At 61.1% G+C, this 17,952-nt stretch carries 17 protein-coding genes; 8 read left to right on the top strand and 9 right to left on the bottom strand.

Features of this window, described 5'->3' with window-relative positions:
* Positions 1-26: 26 nt before the first annotated feature.
* Positions 27-647, bottom strand: a complete 621-nt coding sequence (locus tag BUB69_RS09700) for a TetR/AcrR family transcriptional regulator (protein WP_073165275.1) — start codon at positions 645-647, stop codon at positions 27-29.
* Positions 648-869: 222 nt separating this feature from the next.
* Here BUB69_RS09700 and BUB69_RS09705 point away from each other — a divergent pair, with 222 nt between their 5' ends.
* The 3 genes from BUB69_RS09705 to BUB69_RS09715 all read left to right on the top strand — a co-directional run bounded on the left by BUB69_RS09705 (position 870) and on the right by BUB69_RS09715 (position 4,315).
* Positions 870-1,961, top strand: a complete 1,092-nt coding sequence (locus tag BUB69_RS09705) for an MBL fold metallo-hydrolase (RefSeq protein WP_073165279.1) — start codon at positions 870-872, stop codon at positions 1,959-1,961.
* 113 nt (positions 1,962-2,074) lie between these two features.
* The gene (locus BUB69_RS09710; RefSeq protein WP_073165282.1) at positions 2,075-3,319 is read left to right on the top strand and encodes a cyanate transporter; all 1,245 of its coding nucleotides are present in this window, start codon (positions 2,075-2,077) and stop codon (positions 3,317-3,319) included.
* Between the two features lie 60 nt (positions 3,320-3,379).
* A complete protein-coding gene (locus tag BUB69_RS09715; protein WP_073165284.1) occupies positions 3,380-4,315 on the top strand; it encodes a LysR family transcriptional regulator in 936 nt (311 codons plus the stop codon).
* On the opposite strand, the gene BUB69_RS09720 is transcribed toward BUB69_RS09715, so the two are convergent.
* The 4 genes from BUB69_RS09720 to rtcR form a co-directional block, all read right to left on the bottom strand.
* A complete protein-coding gene (locus tag BUB69_RS09720) occupies positions 4,316-4,456 on the bottom strand; it encodes a hypothetical protein (protein WP_073165286.1) in 141 nt (46 codons plus the stop codon).
* A gap of 115 nt (positions 4,457-4,571) precedes the next feature.
* Entirely contained in the window at positions 4,572-5,249 is a 678-nt protein-coding gene (locus tag BUB69_RS09725; RefSeq protein WP_073165288.1) for a type 1 glutamine amidotransferase domain-containing protein, read from the bottom strand.
* A gap of 153 nt (positions 5,250-5,402) precedes the next feature.
* Positions 5,403-6,617, bottom strand: coding sequence for an aldose 1-epimerase family protein (locus BUB69_RS09730; RefSeq protein WP_024695576.1), 1,215 nt, complete (start codon positions 6,615-6,617; stop codon positions 5,403-5,405).
* Positions 6,618-6,861: 244 nt separating this feature from the next.
* Complete coding sequence (rtcR, locus tag BUB69_RS09735; RefSeq protein WP_073165290.1) at positions 6,862-8,463, bottom strand: RNA repair transcriptional activator RtcR; 1,602 nt, start codon at positions 8,461-8,463, stop codon at positions 6,862-6,864.
* Positions 8,464-8,713: 250 nt separating this feature from the next.
* On the opposite strand from rtcR, the gene BUB69_RS09740 reads away from it, so the two are divergent.
* From BUB69_RS09740 to rtcA, 3 genes are read left to right on the top strand one after another with little or no spacing between them, the layout of a single operon-like run.
* Positions 8,714-9,940: an RtcB family protein gene (locus tag BUB69_RS09740; RefSeq protein WP_073165294.1), complete on the top strand. Its 1,227-nt coding sequence runs from the start codon at positions 8,714-8,716 to the stop codon at positions 9,938-9,940.
* A 48-nt stretch (positions 9,941-9,988) separates the two neighbouring features.
* Entirely contained in the window at positions 9,989-10,795 is an 807-nt protein-coding gene (locus tag BUB69_RS09745) for a nucleotidyltransferase domain-containing protein (RefSeq protein ID WP_073165297.1), read from the top strand.
* The gene (gene rtcA, locus BUB69_RS09750; protein WP_073165300.1) at positions 10,792-11,817 is read left to right on the top strand and encodes an RNA 3'-terminal phosphate cyclase; all 1,026 of its coding nucleotides are present in this window, start codon (positions 10,792-10,794) and stop codon (positions 11,815-11,817) included. The genes BUB69_RS09745 and rtcA overlap by 4 nt, the downstream gene beginning before the upstream one ends.
* A gap of 8 nt (positions 11,818-11,825) precedes the next feature.
* Here rtcA and BUB69_RS09755 read toward each other — a convergent pair whose 3' ends face one another.
* On the bottom strand, positions 11,826-12,164 hold the full coding sequence (locus tag BUB69_RS09755) for a DUF7693 family protein (protein WP_240033522.1): 339 nt from the start codon (positions 12,162-12,164) through the stop codon (positions 11,826-11,828).
* A gap of 20 nt (positions 12,165-12,184) precedes the next feature.
* Entirely contained in the window at positions 12,185-13,117 is a 933-nt protein-coding gene (locus tag BUB69_RS09760; protein WP_073165303.1) for an EthD domain-containing protein, read from the bottom strand.
* Positions 13,118-13,265: 148 nt separating this feature from the next.
* On the opposite strand from BUB69_RS09760, the gene BUB69_RS09765 reads away from it, so the two are divergent.
* Positions 13,266-14,180 (top strand): LysR family transcriptional regulator, encoded by a 915-nt coding sequence (locus BUB69_RS09765; protein WP_073165306.1) that lies wholly within the window; start codon positions 13,266-13,268, stop codon positions 14,178-14,180.
* A 45-nt stretch (positions 14,181-14,225) separates the two neighbouring features.
* Here BUB69_RS09765 and BUB69_RS09770 read toward each other — a convergent pair whose 3' ends face one another.
* On the bottom strand, positions 14,226-15,386 hold the full coding sequence (locus tag BUB69_RS09770; RefSeq protein WP_073165309.1) for a TDT family transporter: 1,161 nt from the start codon (positions 15,384-15,386) through the stop codon (positions 14,226-14,228).
* A 126-nt stretch (positions 15,387-15,512) separates the two neighbouring features.
* Between BUB69_RS09770 and BUB69_RS09775 the strand changes: the two genes are divergently transcribed.
* A complete protein-coding gene (locus BUB69_RS09775; RefSeq protein WP_073165314.1) occupies positions 15,513-16,409 on the top strand; it encodes a LysR family transcriptional regulator in 897 nt (298 codons plus the stop codon).
* Between the two features lie 114 nt (positions 16,410-16,523).
* Here BUB69_RS09775 and BUB69_RS09780 read toward each other — a convergent pair whose 3' ends face one another.
* Complete coding sequence (locus tag BUB69_RS09780; protein ID WP_073165317.1) at positions 16,524-17,942, bottom strand: lipid II flippase MurJ; 1,419 nt, start codon at positions 17,940-17,942, stop codon at positions 16,524-16,526.
* Positions 17,943-17,952: the final 10 nt, after the last annotated feature.

Here is a 17,952-nt window from a genome sequence, read left to right on the forward strand (position 1 = left end):
GTCTCCGGCAGGGCGTTTGGAGCCGATCAGGGCTCGGTCGGTTTTTCGTACCAGCCCAGGAACAGGTTCAGTGCAGATTCCACGACCTCGTCCTGTTTTTCTGCGCTGAGCAGCTCGGCATTGAACGTCACCTGCGGCCAGAAGGCGAAGGACTTGAGCAGTGCGTGCATCTGTGTGGCAGCAAAACCTGGATCGACGGCCTTGAGGCGCCCGTCCTTCTGTGCGGCACGTATCCAGGCGCTGAAGGTTTCTTCACGCTCGTTGATGCGTGCCAGCCAGACCTGAGCCCGCTCGGGGGAGTGGATGGTTGCCCCGACCACCACCCGTGCAAGGTCCAGAAAACTGCTGTCGTTAAGCGTGCGCATCTTGCCCCACAACAGATCGCGTAACTGTTCACGCAGGCCCACATCGGCGTGATACACCACGTTCGACTGAGGAGGAGAGCAGTTCCACAGGCGCTGGAGGATCTCGGCAAAGAGCTCTTCCTTGCTGGGGAAATGGTTGTAGACCGTGCGCTTGGAAACCTCGGCGCGTGCGGCGATGCGGTCCATGCTGGTGACCTCGAATCCACGGTCACCGAACTCGGCAATAGCTGCCAGGACGATGGCTTCGCGTTTCTGATCGGTGAGGCGCATGGGTGCTGTCATAGGTTCGCTTCAAACGTGCGTTTAGAGAAAAATTACACTCGGCAGTTTACTTGTCGCGGCCGATCATGCAAGCTTAAAACTACACCGTGTAGTGTAAAAAACTGTTACACATTTGATGCGATATATTTGATGCTACGTTATTGACATCGAACATCCCGCAACGGGATCGCGTAAGAATTGTGCACGGCTGAGCCTCAACCTGTCCCAGGGAGTCAGCAAACCATGGCCACGACACACCAGAAAACGGATGTTTCTTCACTGCCCGTCCTGTCTCGTCACGAGGGGCGTTATCGTAATCATGCGCCCATGAAGCCGTTCAGTCTGGTGCGAACACTGGGTATCTTCTGGGACCAGGCGTTCAACAAACCCAAGGATACGCGTCCGGCTGGCGAGGTGCCGGTGCAGCCGCTGTCGCGCCAGCAACTGCTGGCCGCGCCTGACAATACGGTGTATCGCCTTGGGCACTCGACGGTTTTGCTGAAGCTGCGTAACCGCTTCTGGCTGACCGATCCGGTGTTTGCCGAGCGCGCATCGCCGGTGCAGTGGGCCGGGCCGCAACGCTTTCATCAGCCGCCCATCAGCCTGGACGACCTGCCGCCCATTACTGCGGTGATCCTCTCGCACAACCATTACGACCACCTGGACCGCATGGCGATCAAGGCATTGACGGCCAAGACCGAGCATTTCATCGCGCCGCTGGGTGTGGGTGACACGCTGATCGAGTGGGGGGTGCCTGCGCACAAAGTGCGTCAACTGAACTGGTGGCAGTCCACCGAGGTTGCAGGCATGACGTTTGTTGCCACGCCGTCGCAGCATTTCTCCGGCCGCACGTTACGCGACAGCAACCAGACGCTGTGGGCGTCCTGGGTCATGATCAACGATCAGCAACGGATTTTCTTCAGCGGTGACAGCGGCTATTTCGATGGTTTCAAGACCATCGGCGAGCAGTACGGGCCTTTCGACCTGACGCTGATGGAAACCGGTGCCTACAACGTCGAGTGGCCGCAGGTGCACATGCAGCCGGAAGAAACGCTGCAGGCGCATCTCGACCTGCGCGGGCGCTGGTTGCTGCCGATCCACAACGGCACGTTCGACCTGTCGATGCACGCCTGGCACGAGCCCTTCGACCGGATTCTGGCGCTGGCCTGGGAGCAGAACGTGACCATTACCACGCCCATGATGGGCCAGCCGTTCTACCTGGATTATCCCTGCCGCGGGATGACCTGGTGGATGGGGGTGGATGAGATGGCCGCGCCGGACATTGAACCTGAAAGCCATAGCGCCTCCTGCACTTGCCGTCGACAAAGCGCCTGAGAGGGTTTTTGCAACAGCGTGATCTGATTTCTCGATAGCAGCGCCCAGATTTTGATTTGCCGCCCACACGCAGCGCCTGCCTAATCATCGCCTCGATTCAGTCAGGAGGTGATATGCAAGGTGTACGCGGCTCTACAGTTCCACCTGCCACGTTTCAGGGTGTCTGGTTGATGGTTGGTGTGGTGCTGGTGGCGTTGAACCTGCGCCCTTCAATGGCAGCGATCGGCCCTTTGTTGTCGGCCATCCGCCTGGACATTGCAATGGGCTTTACAGCCGCCTCGCTGCTGACCATGTTGCCGGTCATGACCATGGGGCTGGCGATGTTCGTCGGTATGGGGATTGCCCGGCGCATGGGCTCGCATCGCACGGTGATGCTGTCGCTGGCGCTGATCGGCGTCGCCACCCTGGCCCGGCTGTTTCTCGATTCTGCCGCTGAACTGATTGCCAGTGCCGTCCTCGCAGGGCTGGGTATCGCGATGATTCAGGCGGTGATGCCTGGTTTGATCAAGTCGCGCTTCACGGCCAATGTCTCGCTGTGCATGGGGTTGTACGTCACCGCAATCATGGGCGGGGCGGCCATTGCCGCGTCCTTCAGTCCGATGATGCTTGCGCGCACTGGCAGTTGGCGTTTCGGGTTGGCGATCTGGGCTGTGCTGGCGTTGCTGGCGCTGTGTTTCTGGTTGGCGCAGCGCACCGCGTTCAGAGACCTCATGCCTTGCGGGCCATCGCGCAAGCCATCATTTTCTCGCCTGCCACGGGCCTGGACTCTGGGTGTCTTTTTTGGCCTGGGCACCGCGTGCTACACGTGCGTGCTGGCCTGGCTGGCGCCGTACTGCCTGGAAAATGGCTGGAGTGAGCAGGACGCCGGTTTGCTGCTGGGCTACCTGACGCTGATGGAAGTGGTGTCCGGCCTGTTGACACCCGCGCTGGCCAATCGCAGCCGCGACAAGCGTCTGGTGCTGACGCCGCTGTTAAGCCTGATGGTGGTCGGGTTCATGGGCCTGATTCTGATGCCGCACCACTTCAGCCTGGTATGGACCGGACTGCTGGGCTTGGGCATCGGCGGTCTGTTCCCCATGAGCCTGATCGTTTCCATGGACCACTACGATGATCCTCGGCAGGCGGGCAGCCTGACGGCGTTCGTTCAAGGCGTGGGCTATCTGATCGCGGGGCTGTCACCTCTACTGGCAGGCATGGTCCGTGACGTGACGGGCAGCTTTTCCGGCGCCTGGTGGTCGTTGATCGGGCTGATTGCCGTGATGCTGCTGATGGTGGCGCGCTTCAATCCACGACACTATGCCGGGCATCTGCGCGGGTCAGCGGCGCATACCCGTATCGCTGACGAGAAGACGGCCTGATTGCGTTTTGATGTTATCTTGTGGGCGATGGTCCGATCGCAGTGCCTACGAGATCGCTCGATGCTCAACAGTAATGCCCTTAGAAAGCTGGACATGCAGGACCTGATGGTCTTTGTATCGGTCTTCGAGCAGCGCAACCTGACCCTGGTGTCGGAAGCGCTGCACGTCAGCCAGTCCACGGTCAGCTACTGCCTCAAGAAGCTGCGGGCCAATTTCGAGGATGACCTGTTCATCAGTACCCGCAACGGCATGCGCCCCACGCGCAAGGCCATTGCCATGCACAGTCATGTGCAGCAGATCCTGCACAAGGTCAATCTCTGTCATAACGGGCTGAACCTGTTCGACCCGAGCAACGGACAAACCACCTTCAGCGTGTGCGCCCCCGAATACTTCGAGTTGCTGGTACTGCCGCATCTGCTGCGCGGGTTCATCGCGTCAGGCTTTTCGGTGGCGGTCAGCGTTCAAAAGCTCGACAGGCACCTGCCGGTCGAGCCGCTCAACGATGGCCTTATCGATCTGGCGCTGTGTTTCGGGCCGGGGTTTCATGGCGTGCCGGAGAGTCTGATCTCCCATGTGCTGCTTGAGGATGATCTGGTCTGCGTGATGGACAGCCAGCGCGCGCCACTCACAGCGCTGATTGACCTTGAGACGTTTACCACGCGGCCTCACGTGTACCCGACGCCGTGGACGTCCGAGACCAATATGGTCGATGGCTGGCTGCAGCGTCAGGGGCTGGGACGCCAGATCGTCGCGCGGGCCAATAGCTATCGCGCAGCCTTGCAGTTGCTGGAAGGCACGGATTTCATTCTGGTGCTGCCACGGCGCATCCAGACCCTGCTGGGCAGCGAGCCTTGGGTGGCGGTGTTTGAGCTGCCACCGGATCTGCCTGGCTTTACCCTGGACATGGTGTGGAGCGCCCAGGTCGATCAGGATGAAGCCAACGGCTGGTTTCGCGAGCAAGTGGTCAAGGTCTGCGCCGAGCAGGGGTTGCTCTGATCAGGGGGTTTTCTGCGGATCAGGTTCGGCGGGAGCCCTTGGCTGTTCGCCTTCTTCGTTGAGTCGCTTGTGCTTCTCGCCCACCTTGCCAGCGTTTTCCGGCTTGTGATCGAGGTCTTCGCGTTCAGATTCTTTGGGCATGACCAGTCTCCAGATTAATGAGCTCTCTGAGTATTGGTCAGCGTGGGACGTACAAGATTCGATTTATCGTGATGACGACCCGGCGGCTGCACTGTGCATCGCCGGGTCGGCGTGGTCAGCTCAGCAAGGTGATCAGGTCCTTGGCCGCCTGAGCGGAGCTGGCAGGGTTCTGCCCCGTGACCAGCTTGCCGTCGGTCAGTACGTGAACGCCCCAGTCGTCGGTTTTGGAGTAATCGCCGCCCAGCTCCTTGAGCATGTCTTCGACCAGAAACGGTACGACGTCGGTCAGGCCGACCGCTTCCTCTTCGGTGTTGGTGAAACCGGTGACGCGGCGGCCCTTGACCAGCGGCGCGCCGTCTTTTCCACGCACCTTGCGCAGCACGCCGGGTGCGTGGCACACCAGTCCGTGCGGTTTGTCGGCCTTGGCGAAGGCTTCAATCAGGGCAATGGATTGCGGATCTTCGGCCAGGTCCCACAGCGGGCCATGGCCGCCTGGGTAAAACACGGCGTCGAAGTCGTCAGCTTTGACGTCAGCCAGACGGCCAGTGTTAGCCAGCGCTTTCTGTGCCGCAGCGTCTTCGCGGAAGCGTTGGGTTTCAGCGGTTTGCGCGTCCGGCTCGTCGCTCTTGGGATCCAGCGGGGGCTGTCCGCCTGCGGGTGAGACCAGCGTGACATCGGCACCGGCGTCTTTGAACACGTAGTAGGGCGCTGCAAATTCTTCGAGCCAGAAACCGGTTTTCTTGCCGGTATCGCCCAGTTGGTCGTGTGAAGTCAGAACCATCAGGATTTTCATCGTCGCGCTCGTCATTGAGGGATTGAGAGGGTGTAGACAGGCGAAAGCGTCAAGTGTTGTGCGCGCTGAATGAAACAAGGCCGGATTCGACGACAGTACGTCCAATCCGGCCTGGGTGTGTAACAGCGATTTAACCTCGTCAGAGGCGTGCGATTACTCCTTGGTCAGGTCCACCAGCGGCTCTTTGCGCACTTCGGTGTCGCGACCCGCCTGAATGGTCTTGATCTGGCCCAACACCTTGTCGACGGCACCCTTGTCTGCCAACAGGCTGTAGCTGATCTGGAACTGACGCTGTTCTTTCGGTGCGATGGTCGGTACCAGTTTCAACGGACGCTGGAAGCGGCGGTTGTAGGAGAAGCTGGTGCCAGGCTCAAGACCGGTCACGTAGCCCTGGCCCTTGGTGTCGGTATTTTTCCACAGCGAGAACACCGGCAATTGCTGGGTGTTGAAGCCGACCGCCACGCCCAGGCTGCCGGCCTTGTTGTGCAGCACGGTGACGGTGTCGCCCTTGGCATCGCCATACGGCACGACGTTGTAGACCGTTTCGTCATAGTCAGGGGTCGGCCCACGGTAGGTCTGCCAGTCGCCCAGATCACCCTTGGCCTTCTCGTTGAACGGCGACACTTGTTTGACCGGCGCTTCGAAGCGCGCGCCCTGTTCGAGGAACGGGGTACTGAAGTTGCTGTGATACAGCGCCTGGTATTCCTTCGGATAGTCGCCGTTGTTGGTCAGTGTGTCGTTCAGCGAGAAGCTCGTGCTGCCTGGCTCGGTGACCAGTTCGGTCTGCACCGAGAAATCGACTTTCTTGAATGCCTGTTCCTTGAGTTCGCCCTTGAGGCGAATCGCGTAAGGCGGTTTCTCATCGATATGCAGTGTCACCTTGCTGGCCGGAATGTTGGCGGCACGACCGTGCAGGGTCAGCAGTTCGCCATTGTCCATGCCTGGATGGCCGACCCACTCATACCCGCAGCGGGTGACCAGCTCATTGAAGCCTTCCAGCCAGCCCAGACCGCCCCGGCCGTTAAGCTCGATGAACGCCGGGTTGACCACATCCTTGACCGGTGAATCCCAGCCCATGCGTACGTCGCCGACCGAGGCTTGCAGCACGTTCATGCCACGCGTCGGCACCACCGAGAGCTTCATGGTGCCGTTGTCGATATCGATGATACTCACGCCTTCCTGACGACCACCGTGCAGCGTGCGCATCGTGATGGTGAACGGCTTGTCGGTCTTGACGCCCAATTGCGCGCTGGTGATCTGCTGGTTCTGCGCAGCCTTGTCGGCGTCAAGCAGAACGTAGTCCCAGGCGAAAGTACTTGAAGCGGCGGCGAGGGCGCTGAGGCCCACCAGCAGGGGAAGGGTTTTCATGATCGGTTTATCCTTGTGAATTATTGGAATTATGGGTGTGCTGGACTGGATTAAACGTTTCAGCAGTCAGCGGAGTCTAGCCAAAGTCATGGGCGCTGTGGAGCAGAATTTATCCAGGTCTACGCTGGGTCCGCCAGAAAGCGCTATTTACAGAGGATCCGGCGGTCACGTTGACGAAGGCGCTGGCGATCGGGCGTGCGGTGTTTGTGCAGGCGTGAAGCCTGGGGTTCAGCGCCTGCGGGGTTCAGTGCTCGCGTATCTGCTTCCATTCGATCCCGAAGCGGCCGAGGTATTTACGCAGCCTGTCCGCATCATTGGGGTTCGCCTTGTTCAGGCGTGAAACCCCGAACAACTGGCGTCCGGCGCTCGACAGGCTGTCGGCTTTTTTGCAGGCCTCAAGCACTGCATTGAGCTGCAGCCGGTCGAACAGGTCCAGTTCGAGGTTGTCATCCAGCAGTGCTGTCGTCGTTTCGCGCGGCTGATTCAGGCCCCAGGCATAGCGCAGCCGGTCGATTTCTTCTGCAACCTGATCCTCATTAATGCGGCCGCTGTCTGCCAGTGTGGCCATGCGTGTAATGGAGGCCGACAGCTCACGGAAGTTGCCCAGCCAGACCGCTTCGCTGGAGCAGGCGAAGGTGACATAGCGCCTGCGCGCCTGCTGATTGAAGCCGACCATGCTACCCAGTTCCCGTGCATGGCGCTCCAGCTCGAAATCAATGTTGGGCTCGATGTCCTCACGGCGTCCCGCCAGGCCTGGCAGTTCGAAGGTCCAGAGATTTATCCGTGCATACAAATCTTCCCGGAAGAGACCTTGCAGCACGCGTTCGCGCAAGTCTCGGTGGGTGCCTGCGATGATCACGAAGTCGCTGGCCACCTCCTTGTCGGAGCCCATGGGGAAAAACCGTTTTTCTTCGATGGCCTTGAGCAGCATGGCCTGCTCGTCGGCGCCCAGTTCGCCGATTTCATCCAGAAACAGCATGCCGCCATCGGCAGAGCGCAGCAGGCCGTCGCGTGCGTTCTGGGCCCCGGTGAACGCACCTTTGACATGACCGAACAGCGCCGACATGGCTCCGTCGCCTCGCAGGGTGGCGCAGTTCACTTCCACGAAGCGCCCCTGAACCTGATGCCGATTGCGCTTGAGCTCGTGGATTCGCCTTGCCAGAAATGACTTGCCCGCGCCGGTCGGTCCGATCAGCAGCATGGGAGCCTTGGAACGTACCGCTACGCGCTCGATCTGTTCAATGGAACGATTGAAGGCCGGATTGCGTGTGGCGATGCCCGACTTCAGGAACGCCAGGCCTTCCAGGCGCTTGCTGGCAAACCGCGAGGCGATGCGGTCATAGCGAGACAGGTCCAGGTCGATGAGCGTGTATTTGCCGGAGGCGGGTTGGTGTGGATCGCTGCGTTTTGACGGTGATGTCTGAATCAGGCGGGCCGGCAGGTAGCGGGCTTCGGTCAGCAGGAACCAGCAGATCTGGGCGACGTGAGTACCTGTGGTGATATGCACCAGATAATCTTCGCGGTCGGTGTCGAAGGTGTAGGCCGTGGTGAAGTCGTGCAGAGCACCATAGACCTCTTCGAAATCCCACGGATTTTTCAACGTCATGGGGTGCAGGCGTACCTCGGTTTCCGGCGAAATTTGCCGGATATCGGCCGCCACGCGCTGAGCCAGGCTGACGTCTCGGGCGTCAATCCCGTGGATCAGTTCCAGGCGATGGATCAGCACATCGTCCTGCTGACACAGGCTGACGCTGGGGCGCCAGTGATTCCAGCGATTCGCACCTTTGCCCACGCGATCAAGGGTTGCGCCGATGAAGCCGATCGCAACGGTGCGTCTGGATGTCATATTTATACCTTGAGATAAAAGACGATAAAAAATAATAGATTTTTAACGCGATGCTGTCTCGGGTGTTCACGACATTAAGAGCTAATTGATTTTTTAATCATTTAAAAACAATAAGTTATGAATAAAAGCCTGGGTTGCTGGAAAGCTGGCACGGCCGCTGCAATACCTTATCCATGGAAATCGCCGGCTTTACCATACGAGCGCCGGCCAGTCAGTGCGCCGAACCCTCGGCATGAAGAGAGTAGAAAACATGGAAAAGACCACCTACCAATTGCTGGAAGTCGCAAACGGCAAGCCTATCAAGATGTGGACCCAAGGCGTTCCTGTGGAAAGCGAGGCGCGCCAGCAGTTGATGAATACGGCCAGCATGCCCTTCATCTTCAAGCACCTGGCAGTCATGCCTGATGTCCACCTGGGCAAGGGATCGACCATTGGCAGCGTGATCCCCACCGTGGGGGCAATTATTCCGGCGGCGGTGGGTGTGGATATCGGTTGCGGGATGATCGCTGCGCGCACGTCACTCACGGCAAACGACCTGCCGGACAACCTGTTCGGTCTTCGTAGCGCGATCGAGCAGGCTGTGCCTCATGGCCGGACCTCGACACGTGGCGGTCGGGACAAGGGCGCGTGGGGCGATATTCCACAGCAGGCCGATCAGGTGTGGGAGGCGTTGGCGCCAGGTTTCAAGGCGCTGACGGACAAGTACCCGCAACTGGCCAAAAGCAACAACCGTCAGCATCTGGGTACGCTGGGCTCGGGCAACCACTTCATCGAGGTCTGCCTGGATGAAGCCGACCGGGTCTGGTTCATGCTGCACAGCGGCTCGCGTGGCGTGGGCAATGCAATCGGTACGCTGTTCATCCAGATGGCACAGGCCGATATGCGTCAGCACATCGCCAACCTTCCGGACCGCGATCTGGCGTACTTCGAGGAGGGCAGTCAACATTTCGATGATTACGTGCAGGCCGTCGGCTGGGCTCAGGATTTCGCCCGGCAGAACCGCGAACTGATGATGCAGGCCGTGATTCAGGCGACTCGCAAGGTCATCAGCAAGCCCTTTGAGGTGGCGCTGGAAGCGGTGAACTGTCACCACAACTACGTGCAGAAAGAGCGGCATTTCGGCGAAGACGTGCTGGTCACCCGCAAAGGTGCTGTGTCGGCGAGGAAGGGTGAACTGGGGATTATTCCGGGTTCCATGGGCGCGAAAAGCTTCATCGTGCGCGGACTGGGCAACGAGGAATCATTCTGCTCCTGCAGCCACGGTGCCGGTCGCACCATGAGCCGTACCAAAGCCAAGAGCACGTTCACGGTCGAGGACCAGATCCTTGCCACGGCGCACGTGGAGTGCCGCAAGGATGCGGCGGTCATTGATGAAATCCCGATGGCCTACAAGGACATCGACAAGGTCATGCATGCGCAGCGTGAACTGGTGGAAGTGATGCACACCCTGCGGCAGGTGGTGTGTGTGAAAGGTTAAATCGTAGACGGGGCACAGGGTGCTTCGTCTGGTAAGGAATGAAGGAAAATGAAAAGGGAATCTACCGAGTCTCATCCGCTTGACGACGCCATGCGTGCGCGGGTCCTGAATGAGCTTGCGCGCATCGAGCGTGAGCGCAATGTCACGGTGTTGTACGCCTGCGAGTCGGGCAGTCGTGCCTGGGGGTTCGCCTCCACCGACAGCGACTACGACGTGCGCTTCGTCTATGTGGAAAAGCCTGAATGGTTCGTTCAGGTTGACTCAGGTCGGGATGTGATCGAGCGTCCGCTTGATGACGAGCTGGATGTGAGTGGCTGGGAGCTTCGCAAGACCCTGGGGTTGTTGCGCAAGTCCAACCCGACGTTGCTCGAATGGCTCGACTCGCCGCTGGTGTATCGCAGCGAAACCGAGGCAACCGCACGGCTGCGGGCATTGGCCGAGGCGTTCTACAGTCCGCCTGCTGCGCGTCACCACTACCTGTCGATGGCCCGAAAGAACTTCCGCGGTTATCTGCAGGGTGAAAGCGTGCGTTTCAAGAAATACTTCTACGTGCTGAGGCCTTTGCTGGCAGTGCGCTGGATCGATCAGGGGCGAGGCAGGCCGCCAATGACCTTCGCAGAACTGTTGAGTACGGTGGATGACCCGCTGCTACTCGATGAGGTCTCTGAGCTGCTGGTGCTCAAACGCAGCGCCGATGAGGCTGCCTATGGGCCAAGGCGTCCGGCACTGCACGCGTTCATCGCGGCGGAGCTTGATCGTAGCGTGCCCGCGTTGCCGAGAGCCCGGGGCGACAGTGCGTTGCTGGATCGCTACCTGAGGGACACTGTCGCGTGTTACGCACGGAGCCAGACATGAACAGGGACATCATCGAACTGGATGGCTCCACAGGCGGTGGCCAGGTCCTGCGCAGCGCCTTGAGCCTGTCCATGGTCACCGGCCGTGCGCTGCACATTCATCACATCCGCGGTCAGCGCAGCCGGCCTGGCTTGTTGCGTCAGCACCTGACGGCGGTGCTGGCGGCCGCTACTGTGTGCGGCGCGCAGGTCAGCGGTGCCGAGCTGGGCGCTCAGGCGATCTGGTTCGAGCCGGGAGAGGTACAGGCCGGTCAGTACGAGTTCGCGATTGGCAGTGCAGGCAGTTGCACGCTGGTATTACAGACACTCCTGCCTGCGCTGCTGCACGTTGCCGAACCCAGTCAGATTGTGATCAGTGGCGGGACGCATAACCCGATGGCGCCTGCGGTGGACTTTCTGCAACAGGCATGGCTGCCACAGCTACGACGTATGGGGGTGGATATCGAGCTGAAGCTGCTGCGCCACGGATTTGTTCCTGCCGGAGGCGGGCAGGTGCAGGCCGTTATCAAGCCATCCCGGTTGACGCCCCTGCATGTGCATGATCGCGGAGAGCAACGTGGGCGTTATGCCGTGGCGCTGTCGGCAGGCCTGCCTGAACAGGTCGCGATGCGTGAGTTGGCCCGCGTCGGTCAGCGCCTGTCGATGCTGCCTGAGCAATTGCACACGGTTGTGCTGGACCCTGAGCAGGGGCCCGGCAACGCGTTGTCACTGGTCTTCGATTATGAGCAGGTGACCGAGGTCTTTACGGCGTTTGGCCAGTCGAACCTGCGTGCAGAAGCTGTGGCGGACTGCGTCATCGTGAAAGCTGCCGAATGGTTGCAGAGCGGTGCAGCGGTGGCCGAGCACCTGGCGGATCAGTTGCTGTTACCGATGGCACTGGCTGGCGGCGGCAGTTTCAGCACGCTACGAATGACGAACCACCTGCGAAGCAATATTGCAGTGATCGAGCGTTTCCTGCCGGTCCGCTTTGACTGCCGTGAAGAAATCCCGCATCGGTTGCTGATCGAATGTCGCGCTGCCTGAATGCAAACTCACGCGTCCTGATGACCCAGCAGTCGTTCGATCTGCGCCTGCTCCCATCCGCTGAGCAGGCTCACCGGGTCGGTACGTGACCAGTCTTGCGCCGACCCTTGCTGGCCGTGCTCATTTACACAGCGCAGGCATCGGGTCACCCGGTCGCCTGCCATTTCCAGCGTCAGGTGCCAGCCCTCGATGTCGGCGTGTATCAGGGTCGACTCGCCCTGATCCAGGCGGCGCAGCGAGCGTACGCCCAGCGCTGCCTCTTTCAAGCGTTGATAAGCCTCACGGGCGCTCAAGGTGGGGGCAGGTGTCATGGCGTATGCGATCAGGCTGAAAAGGGCGCTCAGCATAAAAGCCGTTCTCCCCGCTGTCACCCGGCGGGCTTTTCATCGACGGTCGCTGCACCAAAGAGCGCTTCGACTGCGGGCTGCGTCTGGTTGATCGCGCCCAGTTGGCGAATCAGTTCGGCCTGTCGGCTGCCGCGAATACCCGCCGTCGTCATGACCCCGTCGCGTACGTAGGTGTAGACGCCGCTGACGCCGAAGGGCGTGATGTGGCTGACATGGGCGCTGATGCCGTGGGTCATCGCCTTGAAGCGCTCGCTGGCGTAGCACGTGCGTCGGGTCCAGGCTGACTCGAAGGTCAGTTCCATGAACACGATGTTCAGGCGCGGTTCGCTGGCGTAATGGGCGACATCCGGAGCGGGCGGTGCGGGCTGTTCGTTGTTGTAGGGGTCTGCAAGGTGCAGGCGCAGCTTGAGCACCTCGTCCAGACCGGCCAGGTCACGGGCCAGCGTGTCGATGGCTTGACGTGCGGCGGCAAGGTTGCCTGGGTTCAGATGCAGGTGCAGGTGCAGACGATCCAGTGTCGAGGTTTCATTGGGTGCCGGGTCAGGCAGGCGATCCATCAGGGTGCTGGAACCGTCCGGCACATCGTAGGCCAGGGTTTCCTCGAACATGTTCTGCTCATCGGAAAACAGAATCGCGCTGGCCTTCTGAAAGCGCTGCTGGTCCTCGGCAGACAGAAAGCCGATCTCCACGCCACCGTCCAGCACGTAGCCTTCCAGTGGCTGGACGTCTTCGATGATGGGCCACAGGTGAGCGTCCTGTTCGCGCGATAAATGGTGTTGCACGTACCAGCCCAGCCCGTCCAGACGGGCGCACAACGGGCCATGTACATCGCGCCAGTACGTGGCGAACAGTTCGTGCGGGACGCCAGGTCTGCGCAGTACAGTGGTGTACGTATTGATGACGATGCGCTGATCGCGCGCACCCTGGTTGTCGGCGAAGCGGGATGTGAGCATGAGGGCTCTCTCGGCTGGAAGTGTCTGAGTGAGGCGTCCGCGCCGCAGGTTAAGTTCAAGGAATAAGCCGGACGGGGCATGACACGCAGGCCTGCCGCCGCGTGTCAGTCGCGTTATCATCAGCGCGACCTTGCCAGCGGATAGCCCTATGCAGTTGCCTGACCTGAACCTGTTGATCGCCCTGGATGCCTTGCTCGACGAAGGCAGCGTGGTGGGCGCAGCGCGGCGCATGCACCTGAGTCCGGCGGCCATGAGCCGCACGCTGACGCGCATTCGCGAGGCCACCGGCGATCCGGTGCTGGTGCGTGCCGGGCGCGGGCTGGTGCCGACGCCCCGTGCGTTGGCCATGCAGGCGCAGGTGCGTGAGCTGGTCGAGCAGGCAGCGCAGGTGTTTCAGGCGCGTGACGACGTGGACATGACCACCCTGGAGCGCTGCTTCAATGTGCGCTCCAACGACGTGTTCTTCGGCTCTTTCGGCGCGCGGGTGCTGGAGGCGATCCGCGTCGGTGCGCCCGGCTGCACCTTGCGTTTTGTGCCCGAAGGCGCTGGCGATGATGACGCATTGCGTGAAGGCAGGATCGATCTGTACATCTCGTCACGGCTCAATTTCGGTCCAGAGATCAAGATTCAGAATCTATTCAATACACGCTTCTGCGGGCTGGCGCGGGAAGGGCACCCGATCTTCGACGGGCCGATTACACCCGAGCGGTTCGCTGCCTTCGATCACGTCAGCGTGTCGCGCAGAGGGCTTGCCCGAGGACCGATTGATCCAGCCCTGGCAGAACTCGGGCTGGAGCGGCGCATCGCGCTGATCACGCCGCATTTTCACTCGGCGATTTTTGGTGTTGCCGAGTCCGACCTGATCCTGTCGTTGCCTGAGCCGGTGCTCTGGGGCCTGAAAAAAATGGGTCTGAAGATGCGTGCCTTTGCGATTCCGCTGGCGCTGGAAGGCGTATCGGTCAATCAGGCCTGGCACCCACGCTTCGACAATGACCCGGCGCACCGCTGGTTGCGGCAGACGCTCAAGCAGGTCTGTTCAGTGCCCCGGCAAATGAAACTCTAGGCTCTGTACGACAAGTGGTCGCGCTCGCCGACTTTTCGTCTAGGCCTAACGTCCCACGTTAGGGCAGGTGGCAATGCACGGTGAAACAAACAGATGGCCGCGCCATGCGCCTGCGACGGTCCTGGTCGCGACCAGCGTCCACATCATGGCCAGCAGAGCCACCAGTGCCATGCCGACGCTGTCGAAAAAGCCCAGTTGCAAGGTCGCTCCCAGCTTCAACGTCGCCAGCGCGTACACCCCCAGTGGAAAGGTAAAGGCCCACCAACCCAGGTTGAACTCAAGACCGGCCTTGAAGTAACGCAGCGTAATCAGCGCCGCCAGCGCCATCCACCACAAGCCCAGCCCCCAGAACAGCAGGCCGACGATCACGCCAACACCTGCAGCCACGTCGCCGATAGACGCCAGGCCGTGCGCGGCGAACACCCGAGGCGCGTCGCTCCCCATCACCAGCATGCCCAACGCGCCCGTTCCAATCGGTCCCAGTGCCAGCCAGCTGGATGCCGCCATGCTCTCATGCGGCAATTTGTGCAGCGCCAGGCGCAGCAACAGGATCACCAGAATGCTCAGCGCCACCGGCACTGAGTAGGCCCACAGCACGTAGCTGGTGATGAGCACCGTAAACTGCGATGCGCTGTCGGTCAGGTGCGGTGTCAGCAAGCCTCCGCAGGCGGCGGCCACTTCTGCGGCCACGACGGGCAGCAACCAGACGGCTGTCATCTTCTCGATACTGTGCTCCTGGCGCGTGAACATCATGAACGGAATCAGCACGCCGCATGCCAGGGCCATCGCCACGTCCAGCCACCACAGGGCTTCGGCCACGGCAAACACGTCATCGCCCCAGTGTTCTGGTCCGAACACCAGCAGGCCACTGATGATCGTCGCCAGGCCCATGGGGATCGTGCCGAAGAACATCGAAACCGTCGAATGCCCGAACACTTGCCGCGCCTCGTCGAAAAACATCAGCCAGCGGCTGGCGTACATCACACTGAAGAGCACAAACAGGGCGACGGTGAAGAACCACAGCACCTCGCCCATGTCGCGCAGCAGGGCGATGTTGCCCGGCAGTTGCGCAAGGGCCAGGGACAGGACGCCGGTGCCCATGGTCACAGCGAACCAGTTGGGCGTGAACTGGCGAATCGCTTCTCGCGGGCTTGATAGCGAGGCGAGGGGAGCCATGCCTTCGATCACGGTTGCAAACCTGCTCATTGCGTTCTCCTGCTGACGGTTCTGGTTGTTGGGGTCAGTTTAAGGAGGTGCGGATAATTCTCTAAACGGGTAATCTCGATTCCCGTTACCTGTTATTCAGGTTGATTAGCATTCGGGAGTTATCGTTTGAAACTCAACCTGCGTCAGTTGCAGATTTTCTGCGCCGTCACCCAACATGGCAGCACCGTGGGCGCGGGACTCGCCGTTTCGCTCTCTCAATCGGCAACCAGCGCTGCCCTGAACGAGTTGGAAAGCGCGTTGGGCACTCGCTTGTTCGATCGCGTCGGCAAGCGGCTGGTCCTTAACGACAACGGGCATGCGCTGCTGCCAAAAGCCAGGCAATTACTGGAAGGCGCTCAGCAAATCGAAGACAGTTTTCTATTGCCCGATGCGGGCCTGGATACGCGTTTGCGCATTGGCTGCAGCAGCACCATCGGCAACTACGTATTGCCGCAGATCGTCGCAGCGTTACGTGCCTCGGCACCCTCGTTGCGGGTGGACATGGACATCGGTAACAGCGCCCTGATCGCACGCAAGGTCGCGCAATTCGACATCGATATGGGGCTGATCGAAGCGCCCTGTCATCTGCCCGAACTGATCGCCGAGCCCTGGCTGGTGGACGAAATGCTCATCGTTGCCGGGCGTGATCACCCGCTGGCTGCGCAGGAGCAGGTGTCGCTGAGCGATCTGCAACACGCTGAATGGCTGCTGCGCGAGCCGGGCTCGGGGACTCGCGAAGAGGTCGAGCACTTGCTGCTCAGGCATCTCCATGACCTGGAAGACATGCGCCAGATGGGCAGTTCCGAAGCGATCAAACGCACGTTGGCTCAGGGGATCGGCATCAGTTGCCTGTCTCGCCGAGTGGTCGCTGATCTGTTGGCGAGCGGGGACCTGCAGATGCTCAACAGCCCCTTGCCACCGCTGACCCGCCGGTTTTTTCTGATCCGCCACCGCGACAAGTTTGTCTCGACGAGTCTGCAGCGGTTCAGTGAGCAGTGCAGAACGTCGGCAGGCGGGGCTTGAGCGCAGGAAAACGTACTGTCGCCCACCCGACAGAATGCAGCCTGCCGAGCAGACGCTTTTCTGTGTCAGGTGCTGCTGGCGGGGCTTACGGCACAGAGACGCAGGCGTGAACGATCACGACGGGCTCGTGGCTCGCCACGGCTTCAGCCACAGCGCCAGGCCCACCAGCAACAAGGCGCCATACGCGCAACTGAGCCCCAGTTGCAGCCAGGTGTTCTGCAATGGATGCAGCACTAACGCAGCAACGGTCATCAGCCCGGCCGCCATCAGCCAATGGCTGCGCCACGGCAGAACGTTCAGCAGCGATTGGCGGCGCATCAGCAGCACGCCGGTCACCAGCGCGCCACCCAGCGCGGCGAGGGCGATGCCGGTCAGCCCCAGCACAAAGGGCAAGAGGGCAAGCAGTACGGCATTGCACAGGCTGCCGATCAGTTCGCAGTTGAGCGGCAGCCGGGTGTCTCCGGCTGCGTAGGCGTAACGGGCCAACAGGGCATTCCAGGCACCGAACATCAGTGGCACGGCGAACCAGGCGAGCAACCCCGGCAGCGGACCTTCGTGTGTCTGGTTGGGCAGCAACAGGACCACCAGGGCTCCGGCCGCACCGATCAGACCAGTCACAGCCGGAAGGGTCAGCAGCGTGGCACTGCCCAGGCCTCGTTTCAGCAGGCTCAGACGTTGATCGCCCGCGCTGCCGCTCATCAATCCGAGCAACACCTGATTCAGGCTCATCAAGGCGATCAGCGGCAGGTTGATCAGCTTGCGCGCCAGATTGACCCATGTCACTGCGCCTTCGCCCAGCAGCGAGGCGACCATCCGCTCCAGCAGTGCCAGGCCCTGACTGGCCAGGTTACTGCTCAGCAGCGGTCCGATGCGCTCCAGCAGTTCTCGCACGACGCCGGTTTCTGCCTGCCATTGCCAGGGCCGCCAGCCTGAGCGATACAGGCTTGGTAGCAGCACGCCCGGCATCAGCACGCTACCCAGCACACAGGCACTGGCCAGCCCCGCAGGCGTGGCGGCGTGGCTCAGGGTGGCGAGATAGATCACTGGCGGCAGGTTGAACAGTAACGACCCCAGCCCGGCCAGCACAAAGCGTGAGCGCGCCTGCAAAGGCACGCAGAATAATCCGTGCAGCACAAAACCCGGCGCGCACCAGGCCAGCCAGCGCAGCCCGCTGCCGGCCTGTGCGTAGCCGTCTGCATCCAGCCCGGGACCGATCAGGCGCACCAGCAGATCGGCAGCCAGTGCGAGCACCATGCTGAAGAGTACGCCGATCAACGCCAGCCTCGGTGTCATCGCGCCCAGCCAGCGTTGCTGGCCTTCGGCTGTGCGTTGCTGGTACAGCGGCAGGGCGGCAGCGCTGAGCAGTCCGGCGGCCAGCGACATGCGCAGGGCTTCGGGCAGAAACATCGAGACCAGAAAGGCGTCGCTCTGGCTGCCTGCGCCCCAGGCGGCGACCAGCAGCCACTCGCGGGCGAAGCCGGCGGCCAGCCCGGTGAGGGTGGCCAGGGTCAGCCACAGTGTCGAACCCAGCATCGTCGTCGTG

Origin of the sequence: Pseudomonas asturiensis (assembly GCF_900143095.1) — a bacterium.
Lineage (GTDB): Bacteria > Pseudomonadota > Gammaproteobacteria > Pseudomonadales > Pseudomonadaceae > Aquipseudomonas > Aquipseudomonas asturiensis.

Coding starts and splice junctions, on each gene's coding strand:
- BUB69_RS09730 (WP_024695576.1), bottom strand. CDS start 6,617: ATGAAAACCCTTCCCCTGCTGGTGGGCCTCAGCGCCCTCGCCGCCGCT.
- BUB69_RS09720 (WP_073165286.1), bottom strand. CDS start 4,456: ATGCCCAAAGAATCTGAACGCGAAGACCTCGATCACAAGCCGGAAAAC.
- BUB69_RS09740 (WP_073165294.1), top strand. CDS start 8,714: ATGGAAAAGACCACCTACCAATTGCTGGAAGTCGCAAACGGCAAGCCT.
- rtcR (WP_073165290.1), bottom strand. CDS start 8,463: ATGACATCCAGACGCACCGTTGCGATCGGCTTCATCGGCGCAACCCTT.
- BUB69_RS09705 (WP_073165279.1), top strand. CDS start 870: ATGGCCACGACACACCAGAAAACGGATGTTTCTTCACTGCCCGTCCTG.
- BUB69_RS09760 (WP_073165303.1), bottom strand. CDS start 13,117: ATGCTCACATCCCGCTTCGCCGACAACCAGGGTGCGCGCGATCAGCGC.
- BUB69_RS09755 (WP_240033522.1), bottom strand. CDS start 12,164: ATGCTGAGCGCCCTTTTCAGCCTGATCGCATACGCCATGACACCTGCC.
- BUB69_RS09770 (WP_073165309.1), bottom strand. CDS start 15,386: ATGAGCAGGTTTGCAACCGTGATCGAAGGCATGGCTCCCCTCGCCTCG.
- BUB69_RS09700 (WP_073165275.1), bottom strand. CDS start 647: ATGACAGCACCCATGCGCCTCACCGATCAGAAACGCGAAGCCATCGTC.
- BUB69_RS09725 (WP_073165288.1), bottom strand. CDS start 5,249: ATGAAAATCCTGATGGTTCTGACTTCACACGACCAACTGGGCGATACC.
- BUB69_RS09715 (WP_073165284.1), top strand. CDS start 3,380: ATGCTCAACAGTAATGCCCTTAGAAAGCTGGACATGCAGGACCTGATG.
- rtcA (WP_073165300.1), top strand. CDS start 10,792: ATGAACAGGGACATCATCGAACTGGATGGCTCCACAGGCGGTGGCCAG.
- BUB69_RS09745 (WP_073165297.1), top strand. CDS start 9,989: ATGAAAAGGGAATCTACCGAGTCTCATCCGCTTGACGACGCCATGCGT.
- BUB69_RS09710 (WP_073165282.1), top strand. CDS start 2,075: ATGCAAGGTGTACGCGGCTCTACAGTTCCACCTGCCACGTTTCAGGGT.
- BUB69_RS09780 (WP_073165317.1), bottom strand. CDS start 17,942: ATGCTGGGTTCGACACTGTGGCTGACCCTGGCCACCCTCACCGGGCTG.
- BUB69_RS09765 (WP_073165306.1), top strand. CDS start 13,266: ATGCAGTTGCCTGACCTGAACCTGTTGATCGCCCTGGATGCCTTGCTC.